Below are 24,484 nucleotides of genomic sequence, written 5' to 3'. Positions count from 1 at the left end.
ATTTGAATATGGGCCACTTCGCCGCGAAGATCAATCGGCGGATTCCGCCAGTTTGGCGGATACGGACAGGCGAAACGGCGGCGAGGGCGCCTTTGCCTTATCCCTTCACGCAGCCGATGATCGTGGCGATTGCAGTGGCATCCAGCGTCAAGCCGATGTGCCCCACGCCGGGCACGATCGTGACCGGCACGTGTGCGCCCGCTTCCTCGAACGCCGCCGCGTATTCGCTGGCATGAAAAACCTCGTCGTCGGCGCCGGCCAGCACGTGCACCGGCTGCCGCGCGCCGCGTATGTCCGCGCGGTAGTCGTCGTGCGGGCGGAAATTCTGCATCAGGTTGAACGAATACTGCGGCGTGAGCTCGTCTCGGACCTCGGGCGCGAGCGCATAGGCGATCGTCGGCAGATGATTGAAGACGCGGATGCGCAAGCCGTTAAGCATAGCGAGCACGATGAGGCGAGGTATGCCGACCGAGACCCAGCCGCCGACCTCGTTGCGCGTGGTGCGCGCCTTGTGGTGCAGGAAGGGTGCGAGCAGCACGTAACGCTCGAACAGGCGCTGACGTGTACCGCCCGCAAAGCGCAGCGCAAAGCCGCCGCCGGACGAGAAGCCGATCAGCGTCCTGGGCAGCGCTGCCAGCTCGCCCGGCAGTGCGGCGAGCAGATCTTCGAGATCGTCTTCCAACTGACCGATGTAGGCAATCGTGCCCTTGCGCCCCGATTCACCGTGGCCACGCATATCGGGCACGCAGGCCGCGTAGCCCGCGGCGGCGAACTGGCGCGCAAGCGGGTGGAGACTCGCGCTGCTTGCCGACGATCCATGGATGAGCACGACACACGCTTGTGGCGCGCCCGCCTGCGGCAGGTAGGCGCGCCAGGCGAGCGACGCACCGTCTCGCGCCGGATAACGGCGCACCGCAGGAAGGTCGGAAAAGTCGACTTCCTTGAACGGCGCGTTGATCGATTCGAGCGGCTCGGGCTGCCTCGGGCCGCCCTTGACGAGCGCGACGGCCGCGGCGGCGATGGCAGCGAGCGGAACGGCTTGCGAAGCGGCAAAGGCGCTGAGAGCCACGGGTGGACCTCGTGTACGTTATGGGTTGATGGTCTTGCCGGCAGTGATGATAGCCGACTTGCCGCCCATATCATCGGGTCTCCGAAACATTATGCGCTCCGGATTGCGGTGCAGCGCGCTCAGATGAACAGCGAAATGATGCCGCCCAGTGTGATGCCCGCCGCGATCCAGCGCCCAAGCGTATAGGTGTGGTTCGGGTCGGCGGGCGCGTCGGGACGCTCGAGGCCTAGCGCGCCATAGACGAGCGATTTCACGGGCTGCGCGTTGCCCGGCGTCGATGTCGTGTCGGTTGCGTCGCTCGTGTCGGTGGCATCGCCGGTATCGCTCGTGTCGCTCGCATCAGTTGTATCGGTTGCATCGCTCGTGTCGGCCGCGGCGTCGCCGCTGTCCGCGCTATCGTCGGTCCATGCAGCCGCATAGCCTTGCGGCGAAATCTGCACGGCCTCGTCCTGCGATGTGGACGGCGCGACGTTCGTCGATGCGTGGCTCGACTGCGTGCCGTCCCGTTCTGCCTGGTCTGAAGCCGCGCCCGCACGGAGTGTGCTCGTGTTGGCGCTACCGTTGGCGAACTGTGTCGCCGCCCCGATTTGCATGGTCGACTCCTTTCGACTTTCTTATGCCTGCAATAATCGCAGGTCCAGCGCTGAAGCGACTCACGAATAACGCCGAAAAATTCGCGATATTCCGCGGCCAATTCTTTTGCAGAGCCTGCGACAATATCGGTATCCGTAACGTCGTGCGCGTATTACCGCGCGACGTCTGTGTGATCCTCCCCACCCGCAAGAAGAAGCACGCCTCGACGTCGAATGTGGATGAAGTCTCTGCGCCTCACAAATCCGTTCACGTTCGCGAAGAGGCGAGCTTGAAGCGCCCGTCACGCCGCGAGATTTTCGAGGCGCTTTATCGCACGCTCTATCTGCAAGTCCACACGCGCCTGCCCGATGCGCTCGAGCGCGATCAAAACGACGATTATTCGCAAAGCGGCGCGCAGATCGCGTGGGAGATCTGGCAGGCCGCGCACTCACACGCCATCGAGCTTGCGGCTCAGCAATGCGAGCGTCGTCAGAATCAGCACGCTCATCAGGATCACAAAGCAATCTGCCGGATTTGTGCGTGCGATATTCGCGCTCTGCAGACGGATGCAGAGCGCGACGAGGATGTGACGTAAGGAACGTGCCGCTTTAACCTAGACGGGGACGGAAGCGACGAGGCGCAGGCGGTTCGCGGAACGCTTTGGATCGAGGGCGCGCGTGACTTCGGCGAGCGTGTCGCGCATGGTTTCGCGCATGGTGCCCGAAAGTTCGCCCACTGCTGCTGCGGCGCGGCCCCGCGTGGCGGAGGCGGCTGCCGGGGCATCGGATTCCGTCGTGCGGCTCGCGCGTGCGGCACGCGTCATGCCGGCGCGCGCGGGCGGCATGCAAATGCAGCAGGCGGTGGGCTTGTGTGCGTCGCACACGTGGCGCACGAAGCGGCCGTGGCAAACGGTGCAGCTCGACAGCGTGAGCAGGCCGCCTTCGAAGAAGCGCAGCAGCGTCCATGCCCGCGTGAAGCTCAGCACGCGCTCGGTTTCGGCGCTCTCGCAATGCTCGAGATAAAGGCGGTATGCACGCGTGAGGGCATCGAGCCGGCTGCATTTCGCTCTATCCGTAAGAAACAGATAGATGTTGTAGAAGAGCGACGCATGAATGTTCGGTAGCCATGTGAAATACCAGTCTGCCGAAAACGGCAACATGCCCTTGGGCGGCGAAGCATTCTTGAGTTCCCGATAAAGCCTGATCAAACGATTGCGCGAAAGCGTCAGTTCTTTTTCGAGCACAGGCATGCGTGCGCCCAGCTGGATCAGCTCGATTGCGCGCAGCACTTCACGCGCTTCTTCGGTCACACTGCCTTTGTACATGACGTGGTACTCCCAGGGGCAGCCGACGACCGCCACGGTGGTCCAGGCGAATGCCTGAATTCACGGGCGATTATAAAAGCGCGACAAAGAGCGTCAAGAATAATATTTGGAAAGAATCTGGAATATCTATAAAGAAAATGGCCTGTGCAGCCGATATTCAGGTGTGGATTGAAATGGGAAATAACCGCGCATTACCACGGTAATTACCTGTTCGGTGTGAATAGAAAGGTACGGTAAGAATATAAGTGCAAACCGGCGGAAAATATCAGTGCGCAATGCACCATGGATCGGAAAAAATTATTACCGCGTTTTGCGCTTTTACCTTTTCAGGCGCATCTGCCGGTAAACTGCGGCCTTTCCGAACGCATGCGACGTGCGACGTTGCAGCGGCCCGCGCGAACTGCGGGTTCCCTACATAAGCTGCCAACCGATGAATTTGTCTTTCTCCGCCTACACTTCTTCGTTCGCGCAGGCGCGTAAGCGTTTGCCTGTGGCCGCGACCGGCAACTTCAACCGCAGTGGCGGCGGCGCGCTCGACAACCCGCCGCGCCGCGCGCTGCTCAAGGGCACGGTGAGCCTGCTCGCGCTGAGCGGTTGCGCGAGCACGTTGTTGAGTGCGTGCGGCGGCGAATACACGGGAGGCGACGGCGCGCAGGATGCGCCCACGCCGGTGATCGGCTCCGTCGCGAACTTCCGCGATCTGGGCGGCGCTGCGCCTGGCTACTCGACGAGCGACGGCGCGCACGTGCGCCGCGCCTTGATTTACCGCTCCGACGCGCTCACGCCGAGCGCCGCCGACGCCGCGACGCTCGAGCGCATGGCGCTGTCCAACATCTACGATCTGCGCACGCCTGCTGAGATCGACGCGGCGCCCGACGTAACGCCCAGCACCGCCAGTTACCTCGCGCTGAATGTGCTGGGCACGCTCGAGCCGCCGTCGTTCGGGGGCATGCTGGCCGGCGAACTCGATGCGGCGATGCAAATGCATTGGCGCACGCTCGTGACAGGCCGCACGCAATGCTCGATCTACGGCGCGCTGCTCGAACACATCGCGGACGCACCGGGGCCGCTGCTAATCACGGGTGGCACAGGCGTGGACGTGGCGGGCTGGGCGTGCGCCCTGTTGCTGCTGATCGCAAACGTGCCGCTCGAAATCATCGTGAAGGATTTCATGCTGACCGATGCGTGGCGCTCGACGGGTGTGGATTCGACCAATCTCACGCCGCCCGTGCAGGCCAGCTATCTGCAGGCCGCATTCGACGCGGTGCAGGGCAGCTACGGCGACCTCAACCGGTATCTCACCGCGGGTCTCGGCCTTGCGTCCGACACGGTGAATCGTCTGCGCGGCCGGCTCGTGGTCTGAGCGGCGCGCAGCGCTGAATCAACAGGTAATCCGAGCGGGCTTACACAGCGGAGCGTGCATCGGCCGGCAGCGCGATACGCACGCGCAGCCCGCCTTCGGGGTGATTGGTCAGCTCGCAGCGGCCACCCTGATTGCGCGTGAGGCGCGTCACGATGGCGAGACCCAGCCCGCAATGGCCTTCGCCGCCGCGCGCTTCGTCAAGGCGTACGAAGGGTTTGAGCGCTGCGGCCACGCGCTCGGGCGGGATGCCGGGGCCATGATCGCGCACTTCGATGATCCACTGCGTGCCTTCGCGGCGCGTGGCGATTTCCACGGGCGGCACGCCGTGTTCGAGCGCATTGTCGACGAGATTCGACACGAGCCGGTCGAGCAGCGTGCGCGGCAGCCTGAACGCCGAGCCCGCGCGCAGATCGAGCCTGAAGAGCGCATCGTCGTCATCGCCTGCATCGGAAAAGAACTGCTCGCGCAGCAGCGCATCGACATCCACCTCGGGACCCGATTCAGGCCGCTGGCGGGCAAATTCCAGGAACTGCTGGACGATATCGTTCAGCGAATCGACTTCGCGGATGAGCTGTTCGCGCTCGCGCTCGGAGCCCATCATGCTTGCACGCAGCTTCAGGCGCGTGAGCGGCGACTTCAGATCGTGGGCGACGCCCGCGAGCATGACGGCCTGATCGTCGTCGGCTTCGTTGAGCTGCTTCATCATGCCGTTGAATGAGCCGATCAGTTCGCGCAATTCGCGCGGTCCGTGCTGCTTGACGGGCGCGGGACGATGGCCGGTGCCGAATGCGCGCGCGGCTTGGGCCACGAGCGAAAGCGGCCGTTGCATCTGCCACATGGCGAGTAGCGCGAGCAGCAGCGAAATGGCGAGCATCGAACCGAACAGCGGCAGCAGGTTTCGCGGTGGCGGCAGATCGACGGGCGCGATGATCCAGGTGGATTGCCCCGCGAAACGCACCCATAGGGCTTCGCGATGGCGCAGGTCGGCGAGAATCTCGGTGCCGGGCGGCAAATCGCGCAGGAGTTGCTTGCGCAAGTCGGCAAGCGGCTCGCGTTTGGGCACTTCGAGCCGTACATCGGCGGGCATGTTCCAGGTGGGCACGAGATGCACGCGCAGGGCTGGCGCGAGGTCCATCTCGTTAGGGGGCGTGCTGGGTGCCGCGCTCGTCGCCGTACCGGGCGCCGCGCTGGTTGCCGCGTGCAGCATGAGCAGCAGACCGCGCTCGAAGCCTTCCACTTCGTGGCGGCGCGGCTGCGGCGCGAACACGATGAACCAGCATGCCTGAATGGCGAACAGCAGGAGCGCGGACATCAGCGCCATGCGTCCGAACAGCGTATTCAACGGATTGTTCATGCAATTACGCGTTCAGGCTGCGGCCGCTGTCGTCTGCTGGGGGGTTGCCTGCGTCGCCTTCGATGCCGACCCCGCTCTGCGGCACGAACACGTAGCCTTTGCCTCGCAGGGTCTGCACGTAGCGCGGCTGTGCGGGATTGTCTTCGATCACGCGGCGCAGGCGCCAGACCGGTACATCGAGGCTGCGCTCGTTGAATTCGAGGCCGTCTGCGTGGAGCAGGTCGTGAATCAGCACGCGTGAAAGCACGCGATACGGATGCTCCGTGAAAATCTTCAGGAGGACGAACTCACTGCTGCGCAACGGCACGCGCTTGCCGTCGCGTTCGAGCGTGCGCGCCATGAAATCGAGCTCGAAGTCGCCGAAGCGGTAGCGTTCGCGCGCCACGGGTGCGCCTGCGGGGCCGTTGCCGCGCCTGCGCAGCACGGTCTGGATACGCAGCAGCAATTCCTGCGGATCGAAGGGCTTGGCGACGTAGTCGTCCGCGCCCAGCGTGAGACCCGCAATGCGGTCGCCCACCGCGCCGCGTGCGGAGGCGAAGATCACCGGAATGTCGTCGCCCTGCGCGCGCAAGGCGGCGAGGGCGCGCAAGCCGTCGGTGCGCGGCATCATGACGTCGAGCACGACGACCGATGGCCGCTCGCGTTCCAGCCGAGCGCCGAGATGCGTGCCGTCGTGGAGGACCGAGGCCTCGAAACCATTGGCCCGAAGAAAGCTGGAGAGGAGATCGCGCACGACCGGATCGTCGTCGACGATGAGAACGTGTGGACTCATCGCCGTATTTTATTTGATATCGACAACCGGCAGAACAGCGCGCGACCGCAGATTTCTTCCCGTAGCTTACATGGCGTGTTACTTCATGGCGACGGCGCCTGGCTCGATGGCTGCCTGCGTAGCGTGCGCGGATTCCGTCGACGCGACGGATGCGCAGTTGAGTGCGCTCGCCTGGCCCGCCGGCTTCGCGGCTGCTTCATTGGCCGCGGGGCTCGCGGGCTGTGTGGCCGGCGCGTCGATGGATGCCATGCCTGCCGCTTTGGCGAACGCCGAGTTCGCGCCAGCCATTTTCGCGGTCATCGCCGAAACGTCACCCGTCGGGGCGACATCCTTTTGGGGCAGCCCATGCGCGTGTGCCTGCGCTTGCACGAGTCGCGTCTGGCGCGCGTCGGCGGCCACGCCGCTCGGCATCTTTTGCAGGTGCAGCGACGCATCGGCTTCGGCACCCGCGGCCTTCGCGGCCGCCTTCTTCACACTTTTCGTGCTGTCCGCAGAGGGCGCGGCCGCTGCGCTATCGTCCTTCGGCGCGGGCGGGATGCCGTGCATCTCGAGCACAGCGTCTTGTGCCGACGGGGCGAGATGCTGGTCGACGACGCCTTCCTTCACGCGGCGCGCGGCAGCCTGCTTGCCATGCTTGAGATCGCCTTCGAGTTCGGCGATGCGGCGGTCGTACCAGTCCGTCACACACGCCTTGTCCTTGCAGTTGTGCTGACGCCATTGCCACTGGCTCACGCGGTCGGCTTCGAGCGCGGTGGTGTCGGTGCTCGCGTCGAACGCGCTGCGATAGAGCGCGGCGAGTTTGTCGTCGAGCGCGGAGAGCGTCGGATCGTTGCACACGAGCCGCTCGGAGGCGGACGCGTTATGCGGGCAGTGAAAGCTTGCAGCGTGCGCGAACGGCGAGCCAGCGAGCGACGCGAACAGCGCGATCGCAGCAGCGTTCAGGCCGCGCTTCAAGAAGTGGGCGCGACGGATTTTCGGTTCTCGGTTCATGGCAGCCATGATGATGTTGAATAGCAGGAGAAAGACAGGAACAGCGTGTGGCTCGTCCGGCGTCGCAAAGGCGCGAGGCGCCGCAGTGAGAACCGCAGTGAGAACGATAGCGCGGCGGTGAATCCGCAATGTCTCGCTCAGCGGGGAGAATGCAGGAGCGCTTACGAAACATTACACGCGCAGCCGCCCGCGGTCGTGACCGAAGGTCGTTGAGCGCTTGTGGTGCGCGCCTCCGCGTTGAAACGGCGCACACGAGTGCCGTTCAACGCCTTACCAGGCGGGAGGTTTTTGAAGAAGTGGAAAGTGGCATTCAACATTGACCGATGTCCCGGCCATCGCGCGGATCGCTTTGCGCCGATCATGCGTGGCGAGTCCTGCAGGGAATGTGTCATGTTCCGCGCAGCCCATTAACGCATCGGGTATCCGCTCCCATGCCACATGAAATCGTGTCATACGTCAGCCGTGCGAGGGCGCGCGCGGTGAAACTCGGCGCCGCGTGCGCCGCGGCGCTTGCGCTCAACGGCTGTGCATGGACGCTCATCACCGCGGCCGATGCGACCGGCTCCGTGATCCAGGCGGGTTACGCAGTCGCGTCGAATTACTCCTCGCCTAAATTCGTGTCGGGCCGGCCGGTCAATCTCAGTTCGATCTGCATCGAGAACAATCCCATGGTCACGTCGGGAGACTTCGTGCCATCGCTGCAGCTCGTGCTCGCGCAGCGCGGCGTGACTTCGGACGTCTACGGCGCCGGAACCGAGCCGGTGAGTTGTGAAGGACGCCTCGTGTATAACGCATCGATCGAATTCGGCAAGCCGACGTTCAGCGACGAAAGCCGGGCCTATCTTTCGACAATCAATCTGACGATCTTCATGCACAATCATATTGCCGTTACGGGGCGTTACGAAGTGCACGGCCTTGGCACCGACCGCTATTCGAGCGCGGCGGTGAAGCTCAAGGGGCTGTTGGACAGCATGGTGGTCGACCAGACGCAATTGGGCAATTCATTCCAGTCCGCTTCGAGCGACCAGTAAAACGGGTGTCCCACGCGAGGCGTGGGAAAGGATTGGTAAGGCTGCGGGCCTGTACCGGCTCGTTCTCGTCCCTTACGATTTACGCATGGCAAATAATATCTTTCTCGTCGACGACGATCCGGTCGTGCGCGACGTCACGGCCGAATATCTGCAGATGCGCGGCTTTACTGTCACGACGCTGCCTTCCGTGCGCGCGATGCAGGAGCGGCTGCGCTCCGAGCGGCCGCAGGTTGTCGTGCTCGATATCATGATGCCGGAAGTGGATGGCATCAGCGCGCTGCGCGCTTTGCGCGAAAGCGGCGACGACTTGCCGGTCATCATGCTCACCGCGCGTAACGAAGTGATCGATCGCGTACTGGGCCTCGAATTCGGCGCCGACGACTACGTGGGCAAGCCGTTCGATCCGGGCGAGCTGGTGGCGCGCATTCGTTCAGTCATGCGCCGGCGCAGCATATCGAATCTCACGGGCGCGCCGGAGAGCCGGGAATCGTTTCGCTTCGGCCCTTTTGAACTCGATTTTCGTTCGCGGGAGTTGTATCGCGAGGAAGTTCGCATGCCGCTGCGTTCCAGTGAATTCGCGTTTCTCAAGCTATTCGTCAATCACTCAATGACGATTCTTTCGCGTGAGCGCATTATTGAAATCGTGTATGGGGAGGCGGGGCGGTATCGGAACCGCAGTCTCGATGTCGCGATCTGGCGTTTGCGGCGGCTCATAGAAACCGATCCTTCTGAACCGCGGTATCTTCAGACTGTTTGGGGGCATGGGTATGTGTTTGTGCCGGACGGTGAGGTGGGGTTTGCCGAGCGGTTTGGTGAACATGCTGCTCGGGAGCCGGCCGGTGAAGGCGGCAGTGAATATGCCGATGAGTTTGAAGGTGAAATGCCTGATGATGAGGAGGACTGAGCGGCTTTTTTGTGCTTTTCGTTAAACCGTTGGCATTTTCTTGTTTTCGCGTCGGTCTGCCTGGGTTGCCCCTGTGCGGGGCGGCACCTACTTTCTTTGCGGCGGCAAAGAAAGTAGGCAAAGAAAGCCGCTCACACCGCTAGCGCCTGCCACGGTTCACATCGCACCACTAATGGTGAATGGCTCCGGAGCGTCTGTCGCCTCGCACCACCCAAGTGAGTGACAAGGCAGTCATTCATCCCGCTGCTCGCTGCGCGCACTGCGGTCGGGTCTGCATGGGAAACCAGGGGGTATTGCCAAGGTTCGCGAGAATGCACGCGCCCCGCTGGTGTTGGGTTATGCCCTTCGGCGCGCGCAGAGCCGCCGGAAGGATGAGCGCCTTGTCACTACCTTTGAAGGCGCGAGGTGACAGACGCTCCGGAGCCATTCACCATTAGTGGTGCGATGTGAACTGTGGCAGACATTAGCGGTTTGAGCGGCTTTCTTTGCCTACTTTCTTTGCCGCCGCAAAGAAAGTAGGTGCCGCCCCGCACAGGGGCAACGCATGCATACCGACGCGAAAACAAGAAAACAACAAAACAACAAAACAACAAAACAACAAAACAACAAAAGCAAAAACAATCAAAACGTCAGCACACTAAGAAACATACGCTGCAACCACCCAACAGTAGTCGCATCATTCAGCAACCCACGCCCCACCTGCTCGATCCGGGCATTGGCAATCTTCCCCGACTCAACGTAATTATCGGCTTCGACATCGTTAGGATTAACGATCCCGGAAAGCCGCAACCGTTGATGCTCACCGCTCATCGCGATAATCTTCTCGCCGGACACAACCAGATTACCCGTAGGCGTCTTGCTGATGACCGTGACGGCCAGCGTGCCAGTCATGTCGCTCGAAAGCGTGTGACTGCCGCTGCCGTTGAACGAGGTCGAAGCCGAGCCGATATTGAACAGGCGCGCAAGTCGCGCCGCCGCGCCGGTCGACTGGTCAGCGGCCGTGGCCGTGATGTTGCTGTCGCGCTTCGCAGCCGCATTCGCGACATCGTTGCCGCTATAGGTTTCGGAAAGCCGGATTGTGAGCACGTCGCCGATTCGCTGCGCCCGCGGTGTTTCGTACAGCGAGATGGCGGTGCCCGACTGATAGATCGCGCCGCTGGTGTTGACGTTCAGCAGCGGTTCCGCGAGCGGCGGCGTCATCGGCGTGTTGACGATCGACTCCGGCGTCGCGCAGCCAGCCAGCGCCGCGCCGAGCGACGCGCACAGCAACACGTACCGCAAGCTTTTCGAACGAGTCGTCCGGCACGCGCTGGACATTGAGGATTCCGATTGATCGTAGGGCATGGCGGTGGGGCGGGTGCAAGAGTGATTCATCGGATTTGGCGAATTCAGCGAAGTCAGCAGATTCGTCGAGTTCGTTCGGGCGACGGGTTGGCGCGCATCGTTTCAGCCTTCATCGAACTGGCTCAGCTTGAGCGTCTTCTCGCTGCCTCTGCCGCGCAGCGTGGCGGGCTTGAGCAGGTAGGTGAGCGTCGCGCGCTGGCTGTCGGGCAGCAGGCAGATGGTGATCGTGCTCGATGCGTTCTCCCACACGAGCAGCGGCAGCGAAGACGCGCCGAGCACGCGCGGCGCGCCGTAGCGCGAGGCGAGCAGATTGCGCAGGTCGAATGCCGTTGTCGAGTCCACGACGAACGACATTTCATAGAGCCGCAGCGGGTCGCCCGCCGATGCGTGCGCAAAGCGCAGGATATGGTCCACCGCGGGCACGCCGTCCACGACGGCGCGCGAGGGCGTCCAGCCTTGCGCCGTATGGTGAGCCCACCGGCAAGCGACCGTCTGGCTCGTGTAACTCTTGACCATCATGCCGATGTCGCTGCCCGCGATGTCGGTCTCGCAAAGCAGTTCGCTCTCGTGCGGCGTTGCGCGCACCATGTCCGTTTGCCGTAGCGCGCTCAGCGGCGTACCGAGCACAATGCCGCGAAACGCAAAGGGCGATTCATCCGGCGCCGGAACGCGCGGACGGGTGGGCGGTGAAGCGGGCGACGGCCGCCGTTTTCTGGGTGGTGCCGCGGGCGGTTTCGCTGCGCTTGCCTCATGCACCGCGTTCGCGGTAATCAATGCGCTCGGCGGGCTCGCCGGCGCGGGGGCCTGCGGCGCGACGTACATTTGCACGCGCCCTTCGTAGTGCGTGTCCGCATGCGCGGGCGAGAGCGGCGCGGCCAGGCATGCGCCGCTCAAAGCGCAAGCGATCAATGACGCCCGTTTCATCGGCTAAACCTCGATCAGTCGACCGCCGCCGCGCACGCGTCGAACGGCACGGCTGCGGGATGGCCGACCAGCGGCACGATCTTCAGCGTGGCCGATGCGACCCGGCATGGAAAGGCCACCACGGCGCAGCCGTCGAGCGGCAGAGCCAGGCAGGCGAGGGCAATGGCCGACGCGGCGCGCGCCAGATGCGTTGACAACCGGGGTGTCAGGCACATGGGCGAGCGCTGCGTCGACGGCTCCCGTGACAGCGAAGTGGTCATGCCGAAGTGTTGATGTTGTGGCCGAGCGGACCGATCGGTGGGGCCGGATTCACGGTTTCCTGCTGCGGAAAGGGGTTACCGGCGGTACCTCCCGTGCTGGAGTTCCTGGTGTTGCGGTTTTCGCCCAGCGTCGTCAACGAGGACGTGTGCGCGATGTTGCTCGAACCGATAGGGCTGGTCATGATGGGCCTCCTTGGCGCAATGGAACAAAAAAGGGGCGCGCCGAGAAGGGGGAAGCGCGCCCCGCCTTACGCCGATCGGGGGGCAATCGACGTGCGGCGAGGCAAATCTTCGCTTCCAGAGCGTGTGCATGAAGCGGGAATCAGCGTGGCCTTTGGCCAATCGCTTACGAGTCCTTCCAGGGGTATACGAATGTGCAAGTTTGAAAGGCGGGAATTCGGCGGGGAGCCGCTGACGAGGCGCAGAACTGGGCTGGAACCGAAGGAAATCCGCAAATGCGATTTGCGCGCGGCGTGTAAGGGGTGGGGAGGACGAGAAAGGTGAGGCGAGCGCACGTTCCCAGGCTGGCTGCCTGGCTCAGCAGCCTGGGTGAAAGCAAAATAAGGTGGAAGCAGGCGGCGTCAAACCCTCTTCATGCGTTCCCAGCCGTGCCGCACGGCCGCCTTGAATCTTTCCCAGCCGCTTTCCGGGTAGCGCGACTCCCAATCCTCGCGAGCACTCGGCTCAATGCCTTGCCAGTCGTGTCCGCGATACCGTTCATCCTGGCTGAGCGTTGCGCCGTGCTCGTAGGCTGCGCAGTATTCTTCGTAGGACATGCCGGTGTCCGCGTAATTTGCGTCATAGTCTTTGCGGACTTCCGTCTCGTCGGATCCGTCGTCGAGCGGGGTGCCCATGACGGGATCCCCTACGAGGCCTCTCGCCGATGTCTGTGGCGCATTGGCCGCGGTCTGTGGCGCATTGGCCGTGCTGGAGGTCCGTTCGGGTTCCGTCGCTGTGCGCGTGGAGACCTGCTGCATGCCGCTGACTACAGTTGGCACTGCAGATGAATAGGCGGCGTGCCGTGTTTCGGCGGGCGCTTCGGGCGACGTCTGGTGAAAATTGCCGGCCGCGCGAGCCGTACTCCTGGAGGGTGCAATGCCCGACGAAGCTTGGTGCCAGGCACGGCTGCGTTCCTCGATGTCCGCTGCACCCGCGCTGCGCATCACATCGCGGGCCAGATTTACCTGCATTTCGGAAACGTCTGCACTGACGACGGTTCCGCCTCGACGGATGAACTCCCGGTAATCTTCGGTCACCGGCGGATACGCGCCGGGCGTGAAGAGCCGCGCGAACAAGCGTTCGAGCTGATCGAATACCGGCATGCGTTGCTCAGTATCGCTCGCGCCCGCTGCATACACCCTCGGTCCTTTTTCCACCGGGGCCTCCATCGACATTGAGTAAATGGCGATATCGGCTTGCGCGACGCCTGCGTCGCCTAGCGCCTTTTGCGCGGAACATGCGCTCCCATAGCTGTCGTAGACGCCCAATACGGTTTGCCTCATGACTGTCTCCCTTCGCTTTCGACGGGCGGTGCCGCCGCGTACGAGGCGTGGGCGCAACGGTCATGCCCGATTGCGGAACTGGCGATACGGGCGATCTGGCACCCCGGGGAAAACGTCCGATTCAGGTGCAATCGGCACAACGCGGCAATCCATGCCAACGCGCGCCTGCGCTCGTCAAGGCGCGATCGTATAACGCAGGATCCGGTCGCGCGACTGCTCGAGCAGGCGCGTCATCGCAGCCGCCGCAGCGTCGGCTTCGCGCGCGACGATGTGCCGGCGCACGGCATCGTGCAGTTCGAGATCTTCGCTAGGTTTCGCGGCCTGGCGCTGCATCATTTCCGACGACACGCGCAGCGCGGCCTTGATGGCGTTGCCGATCGTGATGAACATGCCGTTCTGCGAGGCCGTGATGATGGCGAGGTGGAACTCGAGATTCGCGTCGGCGGCCGCGCGTATGTCCGAGGCGCCATGCTGGGCAGACTGGCCGTAAGCGCTAGCCAATTCCAGGTAGCGGCGCTCGATGATCTGGAAGGTCTCTTCCTTGCCGTGGCGTGCGGCAAGAAAGCTCGCGCGCGGCTCGAAGCAGATGCGCATTTCGAAGATGTCTTCGACGATCTTCGAGTCGAACTGCGCATTGAGGCGCCACGCGAGCACATCGCGGTCGAGCAGGTTCCAGTCGGAGAAGGGCAGGACACGTGTGCCGATCTTGGGCGAAACGGCAATGAGCCGTTTGCCCGCCAACTGCTTGATCGCTTCGCGCAGGGTGGTGCGGCTCACGCCGTACGCGCTGCACAGTTCGCTTTCGACCGGCAGCGCGTCGCCGGGCGCAAACTCGCCCGAGACCACGCGCATGCCGATAATCTTGGCGATCTGCGTTGTTATATTGCCAACGATCGGTTCGCGCTCGAACATCACTTCCCCTTCATGGACGTCGTGCACAGCGTGTCCGTGCTGTGTTATCGGGCGGTCGTCACAATCACGTTCCACGAGCCCGGTTTGAGCTTCGCGCGCACGCGTTCCCCCTCGACCGTCACGGCGTTGTTCACTGCCGGCGCCACCGTCGTTGGCGCTTCCACCGTGTTCACCGCTTTCATGTTGGCATGATACAACTCGAGCGCGTGATCGAGCGTACGTTCCTTGCCGAGCCCGCGCAGCTCGACATCGAGTTCCATTTCGTCGCTCAGGTGGCGGTTGAGCGCGAAGAGGGTCGTCGTGCCCGTGACGCGATCGTCCACCACCGCTGCGCAAAGATAGGGGATCGCCGGAAAGGTTTCCGCTTCATAGGTGGGAGAATCGATCACCGGTTTGAGCACGCGGCCATGGCCGAATTTCGAGGCCTGAGCGAACGGATGGAAGATGGTCTGGCGCCACGCGCGGCCGCCAGGCTCCGTCATGATCGGCCCGATTACGTTGACGAGTTGTGCGAGACAGGCGGTCTTCACGCGGTCCGAATTGTTCATCATGGTGATCAGCGCGCCGCCCACCACGAGCGCGTCTTCGTGGTTGTAGACCTCCTCGATCAGCCGTGGCGCCTCGGGCCAGCCCGGCTTGCGCAGGTCGTTGATGGTGCGCGCCTTGTACCAGACATTCCATTCGTCGAATGAAAGCATGATGCGCTTGGACGAATGCTTGCGCGCGGCCACGCTGTCCGCCACCGAGACGATTTCCTTGATGAACAGATCCATCACTTCGATGTTGCCGAAGAATTCCGCGGTCGAATCGCGCCGGTTCTCGAAGTAAGTATGTAGCGAAATGAAATCGACCTGCTCGAAGCAATGGTCGAGCACGCGGTCCTCCCACGCGCCGTAGGTGGGCATTTCGTGCGTGGAGGAACCGCACGCGGCGAGCTGAATGGTCGGGTCGACCGAGCGCATGAGCTTGGCCGTCTCGAGCGCGGCGCGCCCATATTCTTCGGCGGTCTTGCGGCAGATCTGCCACGGGCCGTCCATTTCATTGCCGAGACACCAGAATTTGATGTCGTGGGGCTGTTCATAGCCGTGCTCGCTGCGCATTTCGGAGAGCGCCGTGCCGCCTGGATGATTGCAGTATTCGACGAAGCGACGCGCTTCGTCGGGGCCGCGCGTGCCGAGGTTCACGCCGTACATGGGTTCGATGTCGAGCGAGCGGCACCATTCGATGAATTCGTTCGTGCCGAACTGGTTGGTTTCGGTGGAGTACCACGCGAGATCGAGCCGGCGCGGGCGTTTTTCGCGCGGTCCCACGCCGTCTTCCCAGTTGTAGCCCGAGAGGAAATTGCCGCCAGGGTAACGCACGATCGTCGGGCCGAGTTCGCGCGTGAGCGCCATCACGTCCTTGCGGTAGCCGCGCTCGTCGGCGTCCGGATGGCCGGGCTCGAAGATGCCGGTATAGACGCAGCGGCCCATGTGCTCGACGAAGACGCCGAACAGGCGCCGGTCTAGCTCGGAAATGACGAAGTCGCGATCGACGATGAGGCGGGAAGCGATCATGGTGTTCCTCTATCCATCCTGTAGCGGTGTGAAGTGAGGCGGCCGCGCCGGGCGGGCGCGGACCTAACGTGGCGTTATCGCGCGAGCAGGGCGTTGGTGCGTTGTTCGGCTTCCTTCTGCACGTCGGCGACCGACTTGCCGGTCGAGAGCATGTTGCTGATCTCTTCGCCCACGATCTGCTGGATCGCGAACTGGCGCGGCACCGTGTTCGGCAGTGCGTAACCGGTGGTGGAGATTTCCTTGATTTCGGCGCGATGCGGCAGCGCGTTGAACGTGGCGCTCGTGATGATCGACTGGCGCGCGGGCAGATGGCCGGTGCGCGCCCAGTCGCCATCGTGGTCGTAAAGGAACTTGAGGAAGACGAGCGCGGCGTGGCGCGTCTTTTCGTCCTTCGCGCCGCCCTTGAGCATGACCCACGAATGGCCGTCTGCCCAGACCGCCTTCTTCTGATACAGATTCGGGAACGGCACCACGTCGTAGCCATTCGCGAGCGGGGAATCGGGCTTCTTCGCGAGATTCGTGAAGTCCTCGATCATCCACGTGCCGACCATCAGCACGCCGGCCTTGCCGTTCTCGAACGCCTGGTTGGCGGCGCCATAGTCGAGCCCCGGTGTGACGTCTCCCGCCTTCATGAGCTTGTCGTAGAGCGTGAGCGCGTTGGCGGCTGCCGGCGTGTGCATGTCGATCTTCGTCGGGCCGGCGGGGAACAGCGTGCCATTTTGCTGATAGACCCACGTGTCGAACGTGCGCGTTTGCGCGGCCGATTCATTGGCGATCGGCACGGCGAAGTAGGGCAGACCCGTCTTGTCCTTGAACTGCTTCGCCTGCGCGAGCAGTTCGTCGGGCGTTTTCGGCAGGATGGGCTTGCCGCTCGCGTCGACGAGTCCCGCCTTCTTGAACAGGTTGACGTTGATGTGCCAGAGCCACGAATGCGTGTCGAACGGCAGCGCATAGGTCTTACCGCCGAACGTCACGGCGCGGTGGGCCTGGGGCGTGAAATCGTTGGTGTCCACGCCGACCGACTTGAAGCCGTCGTCGAGCGGCTCGACCAGATTGCGCTTCACGTAGTCGCCCAGGACCGCCTCGTGCATGACCGAGATGGTCGGCACGTCGCGACTCAGAATGCGCGCATCGATCTGCGTATAGTAGGGCGCCCACTCGATGATCTGCGGCTTGACGACGATGTCTTCCTTGTTCGTCGCGTTGAACTGGTTCACGAGCGTCGTGATGATGCCGCATTCGCCCGAGGCCTGGCTCACGTCATTGACCTTGCCGTATTCGGCGTCGCAGGCGCCGAAAAAGCGTGACAGTGTGATTTCCGTTTTGGCGTGGGCCGGCGCGGTCAAGGTCGCCGCGAGGCCGAGCGCAGCCAGCGTGAGTACGCCGCGCACCAACGATCTTCTCATGTCTCTCTCCTGTGCAAGACCCCGCTGGCGCGTTGTTCACGTGCTACCAGTGGATCGTTTTGTTTGTACTGCGAATCAATTGGCGACCGGCCGATGTATGGTTCGGGGTCACCGCCTACCGAACTGCGGTGCCGGCTACGGCCGCCACGATGTACTTCTGGAAGAACAGATACAGCACGAAGATGGGCAAGCCGGCGAAGACGGCCTGCGCCATGAGGTAGCCGATGCCCTCGGACTGCGCGAAATTGCCTTGCGTGGAGGCGAGCCCGATCGTCAGCGTGTACATCTCTGGCTTGGACGCGGAGACGAGCGGCCAGAGATAGTCGTTCCACGCACTGAGAAACGTGAAGATGGCGAGCGTAGCCTGCGCCGGCAGCGAAAGCGGCAGCACGACGCGCCAGAACACCTTGAAGCGCGAGGCATTGTCGAGCAAGGCGGCCTCCTCGATCTCGATGGGCACGGCCTTGAAGTACTGCGTCATGAGATAGACGCCGAACGGCGAGGCAAGGCGCGGCAGGATCAGCGCGCCATAGGTGTTGTGCCAGTCGAGCGTGGCGAAGATATGGTGCAGCGGAATCACGAGCGCCTGTTCGGGCACCGCGAGTCCGCAAAGGCAAAGCACGTAGATATAACGCTTGCCGGGAAACTCGGTGCGCGCGAAGCCATAGCCAGCGAGCGAGGCGATCACGAGCGTGAGCAGCGTCTGGCCGATCGAAACGATGAGGCTGTTGACGAGCCACCCGCCCACCGCCGAGGTGTTGAGGATGTTCGTGTAGTTCTGCAGCGTGAAGGGCGGCGAAAAGAGCACGTCGGTGTGCCGTTCGAGAAATGCATTCGGCTTGAACGAGAGGCACAGCACCCAGACGAGCGGGGTGATCCAGAAAAGCGCGAGCACGACCACGGCGCCCAGCATCAGGCAGTCGCCCATGCGGCCCGTCAGCGAACCGCGGGAGCGGGTTTCGAAAGCGAGCGTGCTCATACCCTCTCCTTCTTGCGCAGAAGCCAGGCCTGTGCAACCACGCCGATCAGCATCAGCGCGAACAGCACTTGCGCGGCGGCGGCGGAATAGCCGAACGACCATTGGCGGAAGCCGGTTTCGTAGATGAATTGCACGAGCGGTCGCGTGGAATTGTTCGGGCCGCCGTCCGTGAGCAACTGGGCCTGGCCGAACAACTGAAACTGCAGCACGGCTTCGATCACCGCCACGAGCGCAACGGTGCGCCAGATGGAAGGCAACGTGATCTTCGTGAACGTGCGCCAGCGCGAGGCGCTGTCGAGCGCCGCGGCCTCGTAGAGTTCCTGCGGAATCTGCTGGAGCGCGGCCAGGAACAGCATCATCGGCAGGCCCATGATCCACCAGACCGTGACGACGGCGATGGCGGGCAGCGCGGTGGCCTCGTGCATCAACGGAACGAATTCCGGCAAATGGAGCGCGTGGCTCAGGTCGGCGAGCAGGCCGTTGCCGGGCATCATCACGAGTTTCCAGACCAGCGTGACGATTGTGACCGATAACACGGAAGAGCCGAAAAAGAGCGCGCGCAGCGCGGCGCCGAAGCGCCCTGGCCGGTTCAGCACCAGCGCGAGCGCGAGGCCGAGCAGCACGAACACGGGAACCGTGAGGATGACGAAGTAGAACGTGTTGCGCAGCGCGCCGCGGAAGATCGGGTCGAGGGTGAGGTCGAGATAGTTGCGAATGCCGATGAATTCGCTCGTGCCGGCGAGCAAATCCACGCGTTGCAGGCTGAGCCACCAGCCAAAGCACAGCGGAACGATCAGCAACAGGACGTAGACGATCACGAAGGGCAGCACGAACAGCGCGTTGGACCACGGCGCCCGCAGGTTGCGCCGCCGGCCCTTGCGCGATTGCGCAAGCCGCATGGCGAGCGAGCGGTTAGAGGCCATGCCAGGCCTTGCCAGTTTCATCGAACACATGCAGGTGGGCTGCGTCGAGACTCATGCGGATGGTGTCGCCCGTCTCGATTTCGAGCTCGCGTGCGCGCGGCAATTCGGCCACGAGCAATTGACCGTTGGGCATGCTCACATGCGCGAGCGAGCGGTCGCCCAGCCGTTCGATGACTTCGGCGCGGCCGACCAGCGGCCCTTGCGGGTCCAGCAGCACGTGTTCGGCACGCACGCCCAGCGTGAGCTTGCCTGCTGGCAGGCTCGCCGCGGCAATCGCGGTGGGCGCCTCAACGCCATCGAACGGCAGAGCGACGATTAGCCGGCCCCCGTTGTCGCCAACGCGCTCGACATCGATGAAGTTCATGGCCGGCGTGCCGATGAAGCCCGCGACGAAGCGCGTGGCGGGCCGCTTGTAGATGTCGAGCGGTGCGCCGATCTGCTCGATACGCCCGCGGTTCATGACGACGATGCGCGTGGCGAGCGTCATGGCCTCCACCTGATCGTGCGTGACGAACACCATGGTGGAGTGCAGGCGCTGATGAATGCGCGCGAGCTCGAGCCGCGTGCGGGTGCGCAACGCGGCGTCGAGGTTGGAGAGTGGCTCGTCGAAGAGAAATGCTTCGGGTTCCTTGACGACGGCGCGGCCGATGGCGACGCGCTGGCGCTGGCCGCCCGAAAGCTGGGCAGGGCGGCGCTGCAGCAGCGGGCTGAGTTCGAGCATGCGCGCGGCCTCGTTGATGCGCTGGTCGACTTCGCCCGCGCTCACGCCGGTATTGCGCAGGCCGAACGCCATGTTGTCGTACACGGTCATGTGTGGGTAGAGCGCGTAGTGCTGGAACACCATCGCCACGCCGCGCTTGCCTGGCGGCTGGTCGTTCACGCGCCGCTCGCCAATGTTGATCTGACCGTCGCTCACGGTTTCGAGGCCGGCGATCATGCGCAGCAAGGTGGATTTCCCGCAACCCGAAGGGCCGAGGAAGACGAGGAACTCACCGGATTGAATGTCGAGGTCGAGGCCGGTGATCACCTCGGTTTCGCCATACCGCTTCGTTACGCCGCTCAGTCGGATGCCCGTCACGGTGCCTCCTGTGGAGTAGTCTCGTACCGCCGCATACAGTGCGTTGATATTATGAAAAGAGTGGCGTGCTAACCCATTCGTGTAAACACTTAATCATTCGACGTCCCAAATAATGGGTTTATGCGTATTGCGTCGAAGAGGAGGGTGATTGCGCGCGCGTATTCGCGAGGCAAAAAAATACCCGCACGAGGCGGGCAAGAGGTTTGAGGAGACACCAAGAGAGGACGCAGGGGCGCCCTCGATGCAAACTGTAGCCTGTGCCGCGGCATTCCACACCTATCAGAACGGAGAGGGCTAGCGAAATGTCTGCGTAAGTAGATCGCGTGAATATTAATTTGGAATACTGAGAGCATTAATGCGGAAACGGGATCTGTTGGAACAACCGTGACAGAGCGCGGGCGCTGCCCGTTGACATCGTTTCCGCAGCGTTGTCGCCCATTAAGCCCAAAGCGAGCCAGACTCAATGCGACGAAACATATATCGCATCCGCTAACGGCTCCGGAATGGCAAAGCTCGCGCGCATCCGCTTCGTTTCCGCTGCAGGCGTCAGGCCGAAGAGTCTTTTGAACTCCCTGCTGAACTGGGATGCACTTGTGTAACCCACTGCGAGGCTCGCTGCTTCGGCGGTCAGGTCCTGGCGGAGCATCAACAGACGAGCCTGATGCAAACGCGTCGACTTGACGTACTGCATAGGCGAAACCTGTGTGATCGCCTTGAAGTGGCTATGGAAGCTCGGAACGCTCATGCCCGCTTCTTGCGCCAACTGCATCACGTCCAGCGGCTTTGCATAGCCGGCATGGATCAGGCGTAGCGATCTGCCAATTCGGCCGAACTGACCGCGCATCGCCAAAGCCTCGCGCATCGAACTGCCTTGTGCGCCTGTGAGCACCCGGAAATAGAGTTCGCGCAGCAGGCACGGGCCCAATACTGCGGCTTCGAGAGGCCGATGCATCGCTTCGAGCAAGCGCAGCACAGATACCTGCATTGCGTCATCCATCCGCGTCGACATCATGCTTTGGGGCGCTTGCACGTGCCCGGTTACGCCTTCGCGATCGATCTGTACCGCCAGTTCCGCGGCCAGCGTGAAATCGAGATGCAAGTAGAGCGCAAGCAATGGCCGCTGCTCGGTCGCATCGGTTTCCATGCTGAACGGAACCGGCACGGACACGGCGAGATAGTGCTGTTCGTCGTACAGGTAGAGATGGTCGCCGAAATAGCCTCGCTTGCTCCCCTGACAAACGATCACGATGCCGGGGTCGTAGAGCACCGGCGTGCGTGACAGCGGCCGGTTCGAACGCAGAATACGCACGCCGGGCAGCGCGGTGAGGTTGTAGCCCTCCTCGGGCGCCAACGCGCGAAGCAACGCAATGATGCGCTTGCGGCTGCGCGACGGGAGGTCGGGATTGTGGGTAGAGGCCCGCTTCGTGCTCATAGTTTTAGGCAAGAAAAATAGCGGAATTTTGCTTTGCGCGCTCCGCGCGTCAGACTAGTATGCACTCACCAGCCAACATTCGGGAGAAGCTTCAATGGAGTCCGGCAAAATTCTGCTCATCACTGGCGTAAGCAGCGGCTTTGGCCGCGCGCTTGCGCAAGAGGCGCTTGTGGCAGGTCACAAAGTCGTCGGTACCGTGAGAAGTGTGGAGGCGAAGCGCGAGTTCGAGTCTCTCTCTGCGGATTGCGCATTCGCACGCGTGCTCGATGTGACCGACTTCGATGTGATCGACGGTATCGTCGAGGAAATCGAGGCGAGCGTCGGGCCGGTCGACGTGTTGGTCAACAACGCCGGCTACGGGCATGAAGGCGTCATGGAAGAATCGCCGCTGGCCGAAATGCGCAGACAGTTCGACGTCAATGTGTTTGGCGCTGTCGCCATGATGAAGGCGGTTTTGCCGTTCATGCGTGCGCGCAGACGTGGCCACATTCTGAACATCACGTCGATGGGCGGCTATATCACCATGCCGGGCATCAGTTATTACTGCGGGAGCAAGTTCGCACTGGAGGGCATTTCCGAGGCGCTGGGTAAAGAGGTCAAGGCTTTGGGCATCGCGGTGACAGCCGTCGCACCTGGCTCCTTCCGCACCGACTGGGCCGGTCGCTCGATGCAACGGACGCCGCGTTCGATCCCGGATTACGACGCGATATTCGACCCTGTCCGCAAAGCGCGCGAGGAGAAAAGCGGCAAACAACTGGGCGATCCCCAAAAGGCTGCACGCGCGATGCTTGCCGCAATTGCCGCGGACCACCCGCCCGCGCATCTTTTGCTCGGTAGCGATGCTCTGGGGCTCGTGAGGGACAAGCTGTCGGCGCTGGAAGACGAAATTCGTGCCTGGGAGAGCGTGACGGTCTCGACTGACGGCTGAAGATTGCCGGTGTATCGGGGCTTCTCACCCGGCTTGAGACTGCTGGCACTCCGTTGCAAACCACTGCTCGACCCGGTGCTGCGCCACTTGTAGATCCTCGGGGTAGTACGGGTCGTTCCATGGTGACGGGGCGTAGCCTGCCTTCCTCAACGCTGCAACCTCGCTTTGGTGTTGCGCCATCGTCGGAGGCGCGTTGCTCCTGAGTGCGGCGAGGTCACGGCACTCCGTTGCGCTCAGATGTGGCCCGCCTGGTGGGACGCCGCCGGCGGCACATCCAGCCAGCTGGAGCGCCAGCGCCGTCAGCATGAAGCGGTTTTTCGGGCGGCGTTCCATGGCGCATCTCCACGCGTGCGATTGGCGCGACGAGCGGTGCCACCCGTCGCGCGTGATTTCCGCGTTTATTTTGCCTTAGACCAGTCGCCGGGGGAGGCGCAGTAGATACCGAAAGACTCGCGAAGCCTATGAGGCAGAGTTGCGCCGCTTGATCGAGGAGGTCTCGGCGGGCTGCCCGACGAACCCGGCGCGGTGCGCGACGACCGTGCGATCGCGCTGCTTGCGATGTTGTCGGGCGGAGTCACGCTGGCGCGCGCGGTGCCGGTCCGGCGCTGTCGAAGCGGATCGCCGACGCTGTCGAGCGATCTGCGGTCGCGCTGACTTCGGCGCGACGCAAGCAAGGACGACGACATTGCAATGTATTCCACCGATGACGTTTCTGGACGTCGATCCAGGCTATGTAAAGCTTTCAGCGCGCGCGGAGAAGCAACATCTCAACCCTCCTGGCGGCGTCCACGGCGGCTTCGCGGCAACGGTACTCGACTCCGCAACGGGCTGCGCAGTTCATTCGATGCTGGAAGCGGGCGTTGGATACGGCACGATCGATCTGCAAGTCTAGATGTTGCGACCCGTACCGATCGATCAGGATCTGGTGGCCGAGGCTCGCTCGGTTCACATCTCTCGAAACATCGCGACCCCGGTGGGTACATTGAAGTCCTTCGATGGAAAGCTGTTAGCGACCGCTACCGCAACCTGCTTTTTGAAGAGAGGGCACATCCCGGCTCAACCCATCGAGCCGGGCGCAAGCATCACTCGCTGATCCGGAAATACTCGCCTGGAACCACCCCAGGAAGCGGAAGATGCAACGGCAGCACCAACCCTGTCGCTATGACGCTTCGGCGTGGCAGCCGTCCTCGATCACTTGACCGGCCCGTTGGGGGTCAGGATCGGTGGTTCAATACCGCCCGTATCCACGGCGAAGCCGCCCCAGGGACCCGAACCGGGACTCGGGCCGACGTCACCCGGCGGGCCGTACTGGCTGCTGACCGGTATGGCGGCTGCCGTACTACGAGTGCCCGTGCCCGTGCCAACGGCGCCTGGCGGGCCGTAGCCGGTATCCGAGGTCGCCGTCGAGGAGGCGTTTGCGCTCCCGCCCGCACCCGCCCTCGGTTGGCCGTATGTTGCCGGCGCGGGGTGCGCGATGGAGTTCGGCGCGGTCCGGGGCATTACCGCGACTACGTTCTGCCTCATGCGCAGCCGGGCGAACATGCTTCCCAGGGCGCTGGCCGATGCCACGCCAGGGCCGCCAGCACTCGCATTACCACCGCCGGCGCCTCCACCTGCGCTACCCGTGCCCGAATTGCCTGCACCGGAGCTGCCTGCGCCAGAGCTGCCGGCACCGTGGCCGCCCCCTCCCGAACCCGCACCATTGCCACCCGAACCGGCGCCGGCGCCGCCCGAACCGGCACCGCCGCCACCCGAACCGGCACCGGCGCCACCCGAACCGGCACCGGCGCCACCGGAGCCGGAACCGCTGCCCCCCGAGCCCGCACCATTGCCGCCGGAGCCCGCACCCGCGCCCGCGCC

24 protein-coding genes and 1 pseudogene are annotated in these 24,484 nt (G+C 63.3%); 6 read left to right on the top strand and 19 right to left on the bottom strand.

Going from position 1 to position 24,484, the window contains the following annotated elements:
- Positions 1-97: 97 nt before the first annotated feature.
- Both ACOJB8_RS18155 and ACOJB8_RS18150 read right to left on the bottom strand, forming a co-directional pair.
- Positions 98-1,069 (bottom strand): alpha/beta hydrolase, encoded by a 972-nt coding sequence (locus tag ACOJB8_RS18155; RefSeq protein ID WP_475013491.1) that lies wholly within the window; start codon positions 1,067-1,069, stop codon positions 98-100.
- A 119-nt stretch (positions 1,070-1,188) separates the two neighbouring features.
- Entirely contained in the window at positions 1,189-1,662 is a 474-nt protein-coding gene (locus ACOJB8_RS18150) for a hypothetical protein (RefSeq protein WP_475013489.1), read from the bottom strand.
- A 23-nt stretch (positions 1,663-1,685) separates the two neighbouring features.
- Between ACOJB8_RS18150 and ACOJB8_RS18145 the strand changes: the two genes are divergently transcribed.
- Positions 1,686-2,237 carry a phiTE_015 family protein gene (locus ACOJB8_RS18145; RefSeq protein WP_475013487.1) on the top strand — a complete coding sequence of 184 codons (552 nt, stop codon included), beginning with the start codon at positions 1,686-1,688 and terminating at the stop codon, positions 2,235-2,237.
- An 18-nt stretch (positions 2,238-2,255) separates the two neighbouring features.
- On the opposite strand, the gene flhC is transcribed toward ACOJB8_RS18145, so the two are convergent.
- A complete protein-coding gene (flhC, locus tag ACOJB8_RS18140) occupies positions 2,256-2,966 on the bottom strand; it encodes a flagellar transcriptional regulator FlhC (RefSeq protein WP_475013485.1) in 711 nt (236 codons plus the stop codon).
- Positions 2,967-3,396: 430 nt separating this feature from the next.
- Between flhC and ACOJB8_RS18135 the strand changes: the two genes are divergently transcribed.
- Positions 3,397-4,329 (top strand): tyrosine-protein phosphatase, encoded by a 933-nt coding sequence (locus tag ACOJB8_RS18135; protein WP_083245429.1) that lies wholly within the window; start codon positions 3,397-3,399, stop codon positions 4,327-4,329.
- A 40-nt stretch (positions 4,330-4,369) separates the two neighbouring features.
- Here ACOJB8_RS18135 and ACOJB8_RS18130 read toward each other — a convergent pair whose 3' ends face one another.
- The 3 genes from ACOJB8_RS18130 to ACOJB8_RS18120 all read right to left on the bottom strand — a co-directional run bounded on the left by ACOJB8_RS18130 (position 4,370) and on the right by ACOJB8_RS18120 (position 7,445).
- Positions 4,370-5,683 carry an ATP-binding protein gene (locus ACOJB8_RS18130; protein ID WP_475013482.1) on the bottom strand — a complete coding sequence of 438 codons (1,314 nt, stop codon included), beginning with the start codon at positions 5,681-5,683 and terminating at the stop codon, positions 4,370-4,372.
- 4 nt (positions 5,684-5,687) lie between these two features.
- Entirely contained in the window at positions 5,688-6,455 is a 768-nt protein-coding gene (locus ACOJB8_RS18125) for a response regulator (RefSeq protein WP_406953792.1), read from the bottom strand.
- A gap of 78 nt (positions 6,456-6,533) precedes the next feature.
- On the bottom strand, positions 6,534-7,445 hold the full coding sequence (locus ACOJB8_RS18120) for a lysozyme inhibitor LprI family protein (RefSeq protein ID WP_475013480.1): 912 nt from the start codon (positions 7,443-7,445) through the stop codon (positions 6,534-6,536).
- A 479-nt stretch (positions 7,446-7,924) separates the two neighbouring features.
- Here ACOJB8_RS18120 and ACOJB8_RS18115 point away from each other — a divergent pair, with 479 nt between their 5' ends.
- The gene (locus ACOJB8_RS18115) at positions 7,925-8,476 is read left to right on the top strand and encodes a hypothetical protein (protein ID WP_406953794.1); all 552 of its coding nucleotides are present in this window, start codon (positions 7,925-7,927) and stop codon (positions 8,474-8,476) included.
- 85 nt (positions 8,477-8,561) lie between these two features.
- Positions 8,562-9,380 (top strand): response regulator, encoded by an 819-nt coding sequence (locus ACOJB8_RS18110; protein WP_368684492.1) that lies wholly within the window; start codon positions 8,562-8,564, stop codon positions 9,378-9,380.
- A 621-nt stretch (positions 9,381-10,001) separates the two neighbouring features.
- On the opposite strand, the gene ACOJB8_RS18105 is transcribed toward ACOJB8_RS18110, so the two are convergent.
- From ACOJB8_RS18105 to ACOJB8_RS18050, 12 genes are all read right to left on the bottom strand, one after another.
- Positions 10,002-10,697, bottom strand: a complete 696-nt coding sequence (locus tag ACOJB8_RS18105; RefSeq protein WP_083245386.1) for a flagellar basal body L-ring protein FlgH — start codon at positions 10,695-10,697, stop codon at positions 10,002-10,004.
- Between the two features lie 129 nt (positions 10,698-10,826).
- Complete coding sequence (locus ACOJB8_RS18100) at positions 10,827-11,648, bottom strand: hypothetical protein (RefSeq protein WP_368726885.1); 822 nt, start codon at positions 11,646-11,648, stop codon at positions 10,827-10,829.
- Between the two features lie 14 nt (positions 11,649-11,662).
- A complete protein-coding gene (locus ACOJB8_RS18095; RefSeq protein WP_141710761.1) occupies positions 11,663-11,908 on the bottom strand; it encodes a DUF6726 family protein in 246 nt (81 codons plus the stop codon).
- Positions 11,905-12,090, bottom strand: a complete 186-nt coding sequence (locus ACOJB8_RS18090; RefSeq protein ID WP_342947239.1) for a hypothetical protein — start codon at positions 12,088-12,090, stop codon at positions 11,905-11,907. The genes ACOJB8_RS18095 and ACOJB8_RS18090 overlap by 4 nt, the downstream gene beginning before the upstream one ends.
- A 399-nt stretch (positions 12,091-12,489) precedes the next feature.
- Positions 12,490-13,395 (bottom strand): hypothetical protein, encoded by a 906-nt coding sequence (locus tag ACOJB8_RS18085; protein ID WP_475013476.1) that lies wholly within the window; start codon positions 13,393-13,395, stop codon positions 12,490-12,492.
- 189 nt (positions 13,396-13,584) lie between these two features.
- Positions 13,585-14,349 (bottom strand): FadR/GntR family transcriptional regulator, encoded by a 765-nt coding sequence (locus tag ACOJB8_RS18080; protein ID WP_256094849.1) that lies wholly within the window; start codon positions 14,347-14,349, stop codon positions 13,585-13,587.
- Positions 14,350-14,366: 17 nt separating this feature from the next.
- The gene (arfA, locus tag ACOJB8_RS18075; RefSeq protein WP_475013475.1) at positions 14,367-15,878 is read right to left on the bottom strand and encodes an arabinosylfuranosidase ArfA; all 1,512 of its coding nucleotides are present in this window, start codon (positions 15,876-15,878) and stop codon (positions 14,367-14,369) included.
- 74 nt (positions 15,879-15,952) lie between these two features.
- Positions 15,953-17,284 (bottom strand): extracellular solute-binding protein, encoded by a 1,332-nt coding sequence (locus ACOJB8_RS18070; RefSeq protein ID WP_069266376.1) that lies wholly within the window; start codon positions 17,282-17,284, stop codon positions 15,953-15,955.
- A gap of 115 nt (positions 17,285-17,399) precedes the next feature.
- Positions 17,400-18,263 (bottom strand): carbohydrate ABC transporter permease, encoded by an 864-nt coding sequence (locus tag ACOJB8_RS18065; protein WP_368617096.1) that lies wholly within the window; start codon positions 18,261-18,263, stop codon positions 17,400-17,402.
- The gene (locus ACOJB8_RS18060; protein WP_368617097.1) at positions 18,260-19,186 is read right to left on the bottom strand and encodes a carbohydrate ABC transporter permease; all 927 of its coding nucleotides are present in this window, start codon (positions 19,184-19,186) and stop codon (positions 18,260-18,262) included. Before ACOJB8_RS18060 ends, ACOJB8_RS18065 begins: the two co-directional genes overlap by 4 nt.
- Positions 19,176-20,264 (bottom strand): ABC transporter ATP-binding protein, encoded by a 1,089-nt coding sequence (locus ACOJB8_RS18055; RefSeq protein WP_342947242.1) that lies wholly within the window; start codon positions 20,262-20,264, stop codon positions 19,176-19,178. Before ACOJB8_RS18055 ends, ACOJB8_RS18060 begins: the two co-directional genes overlap by 11 nt.
- Before the next feature lie 460 nt (positions 20,265-20,724).
- Entirely contained in the window at positions 20,725-21,696 is a 972-nt protein-coding gene (locus ACOJB8_RS18050) for an AraC family transcriptional regulator (RefSeq protein ID WP_475013474.1), read from the bottom strand.
- A gap of 94 nt (positions 21,697-21,790) precedes the next feature.
- On the opposite strand from ACOJB8_RS18050, the gene ACOJB8_RS18045 reads away from it, so the two are divergent.
- Positions 21,791-22,624: an oxidoreductase gene (locus tag ACOJB8_RS18045; RefSeq protein WP_475013473.1), complete on the top strand. Its 834-nt coding sequence runs from the start codon at positions 21,791-21,793 to the stop codon at positions 22,622-22,624.
- Between the two features lie 24 nt (positions 22,625-22,648).
- Here ACOJB8_RS18045 and ACOJB8_RS18040 read toward each other — a convergent pair whose 3' ends face one another.
- Positions 22,649-22,957, bottom strand: coding sequence for a DUF4148 domain-containing protein (locus ACOJB8_RS18040; protein ID WP_342947245.1), 309 nt, complete (start codon positions 22,955-22,957; stop codon positions 22,649-22,651).
- 367 nt (positions 22,958-23,324) lie between these two features.
- On the opposite strand from ACOJB8_RS18040, the pseudogene ACOJB8_RS18035 reads away from it, so the two are divergent.
- Positions 23,325-23,717 (top strand): annotated as a pseudogene (locus ACOJB8_RS18035) (PaaI family thioesterase); the annotation flags it as partial.
- Positions 23,718-24,484 lie beyond the last annotated feature (767 nt).

The organism is Paraburkholderia sp. BR10141 (assembly GCF_056155635.1).
This window is presented reverse-complemented; position numbering and strand designations above follow the sequence as displayed.

Bases quoted from the DNA above. Each gene is read 5' to 3' on its own strand.
- ACOJB8_RS18130 (WP_475013482.1), bottom strand. From the start codon at position 5,683: ATGAACAATCCGTTGAATACGCTGTTCGGACGCATGGCGCTGATGTCC.
- ACOJB8_RS18105 (WP_083245386.1), bottom strand. From the start codon at position 10,697: ATGTCCAGCGCGTGCCGGACGACTCGTTCGAAAAGCTTGCGGTACGTG.
- arfA (WP_475013475.1), bottom strand. From the start codon at position 15,878: ATGATCGCTTCCCGCCTCATCGTCGATCGCGACTTCGTCATTTCCGAG.
- ACOJB8_RS18065 (WP_368617096.1), bottom strand. From the start codon at position 18,263: ATGAGCACGCTCGCTTTCGAAACCCGCTCCCGCGGTTCGCTGACGGGC.
- ACOJB8_RS18100 (WP_368726885.1), bottom strand. From the start codon at position 11,648: ATGAAACGGGCGTCATTGATCGCTTGCGCTTTGAGCGGCGCATGCCTG.
- ACOJB8_RS18040 (WP_342947245.1), bottom strand. From the start codon at position 22,957: ATGGAACGCCGCCCGAAAAACCGCTTCATGCTGACGGCGCTGGCGCTC.
- ACOJB8_RS18110 (WP_368684492.1), top strand. From the start codon at position 8,562: ATGGCAAATAATATCTTTCTCGTCGACGACGATCCGGTCGTGCGCGAC.
- ACOJB8_RS18120 (WP_475013480.1), bottom strand. From the start codon at position 7,445: ATGAACCGAGAACCGAAAATCCGTCGCGCCCACTTCTTGAAGCGCGGC.
- ACOJB8_RS18145 (WP_475013487.1), top strand. From the start codon at position 1,686: ATGCCTGCAATAATCGCAGGTCCAGCGCTGAAGCGACTCACGAATAAC.
- ACOJB8_RS18125 (WP_406953792.1), bottom strand. From the start codon at position 6,455: ATGAGTCCACACGTTCTCATCGTCGACGACGATCCGGTCGTGCGCGAT.
- ACOJB8_RS18050 (WP_475013474.1), bottom strand. From the start codon at position 21,696: ATGAGCACGAAGCGGGCCTCTACCCACAATCCCGACCTCCCGTCGCGC.
- ACOJB8_RS18135 (WP_083245429.1), top strand. From the start codon at position 3,397: ATGAATTTGTCTTTCTCCGCCTACACTTCTTCGTTCGCGCAGGCGCGT.
- ACOJB8_RS18090 (WP_342947239.1), bottom strand. From the start codon at position 12,090: ATGACCAGCCCTATCGGTTCGAGCAACATCGCGCACACGTCCTCGTTG.
- ACOJB8_RS18060 (WP_368617097.1), bottom strand. From the start codon at position 19,186: ATGGCCTCTAACCGCTCGCTCGCCATGCGGCTTGCGCAATCGCGCAAG.
- ACOJB8_RS18150 (WP_475013489.1), bottom strand. From the start codon at position 1,662: ATGCAAATCGGGGCGGCGACACAGTTCGCCAACGGTAGCGCCAACACG.
- ACOJB8_RS18070 (WP_069266376.1), bottom strand. From the start codon at position 17,284: ATGAGAAGATCGTTGGTGCGCGGCGTACTCACGCTGGCTGCGCTCGGC.
- ACOJB8_RS18095 (WP_141710761.1), bottom strand. From the start codon at position 11,908: ATGACCACTTCGCTGTCACGGGAGCCGTCGACGCAGCGCTCGCCCATG.
- flhC (WP_475013485.1), bottom strand. From the start codon at position 2,966: ATGTACAAAGGCAGTGTGACCGAAGAAGCGCGTGAAGTGCTGCGCGCA.
- ACOJB8_RS18045 (WP_475013473.1), top strand. From the start codon at position 21,791: ATGGAGTCCGGCAAAATTCTGCTCATCACTGGCGTAAGCAGCGGCTTT.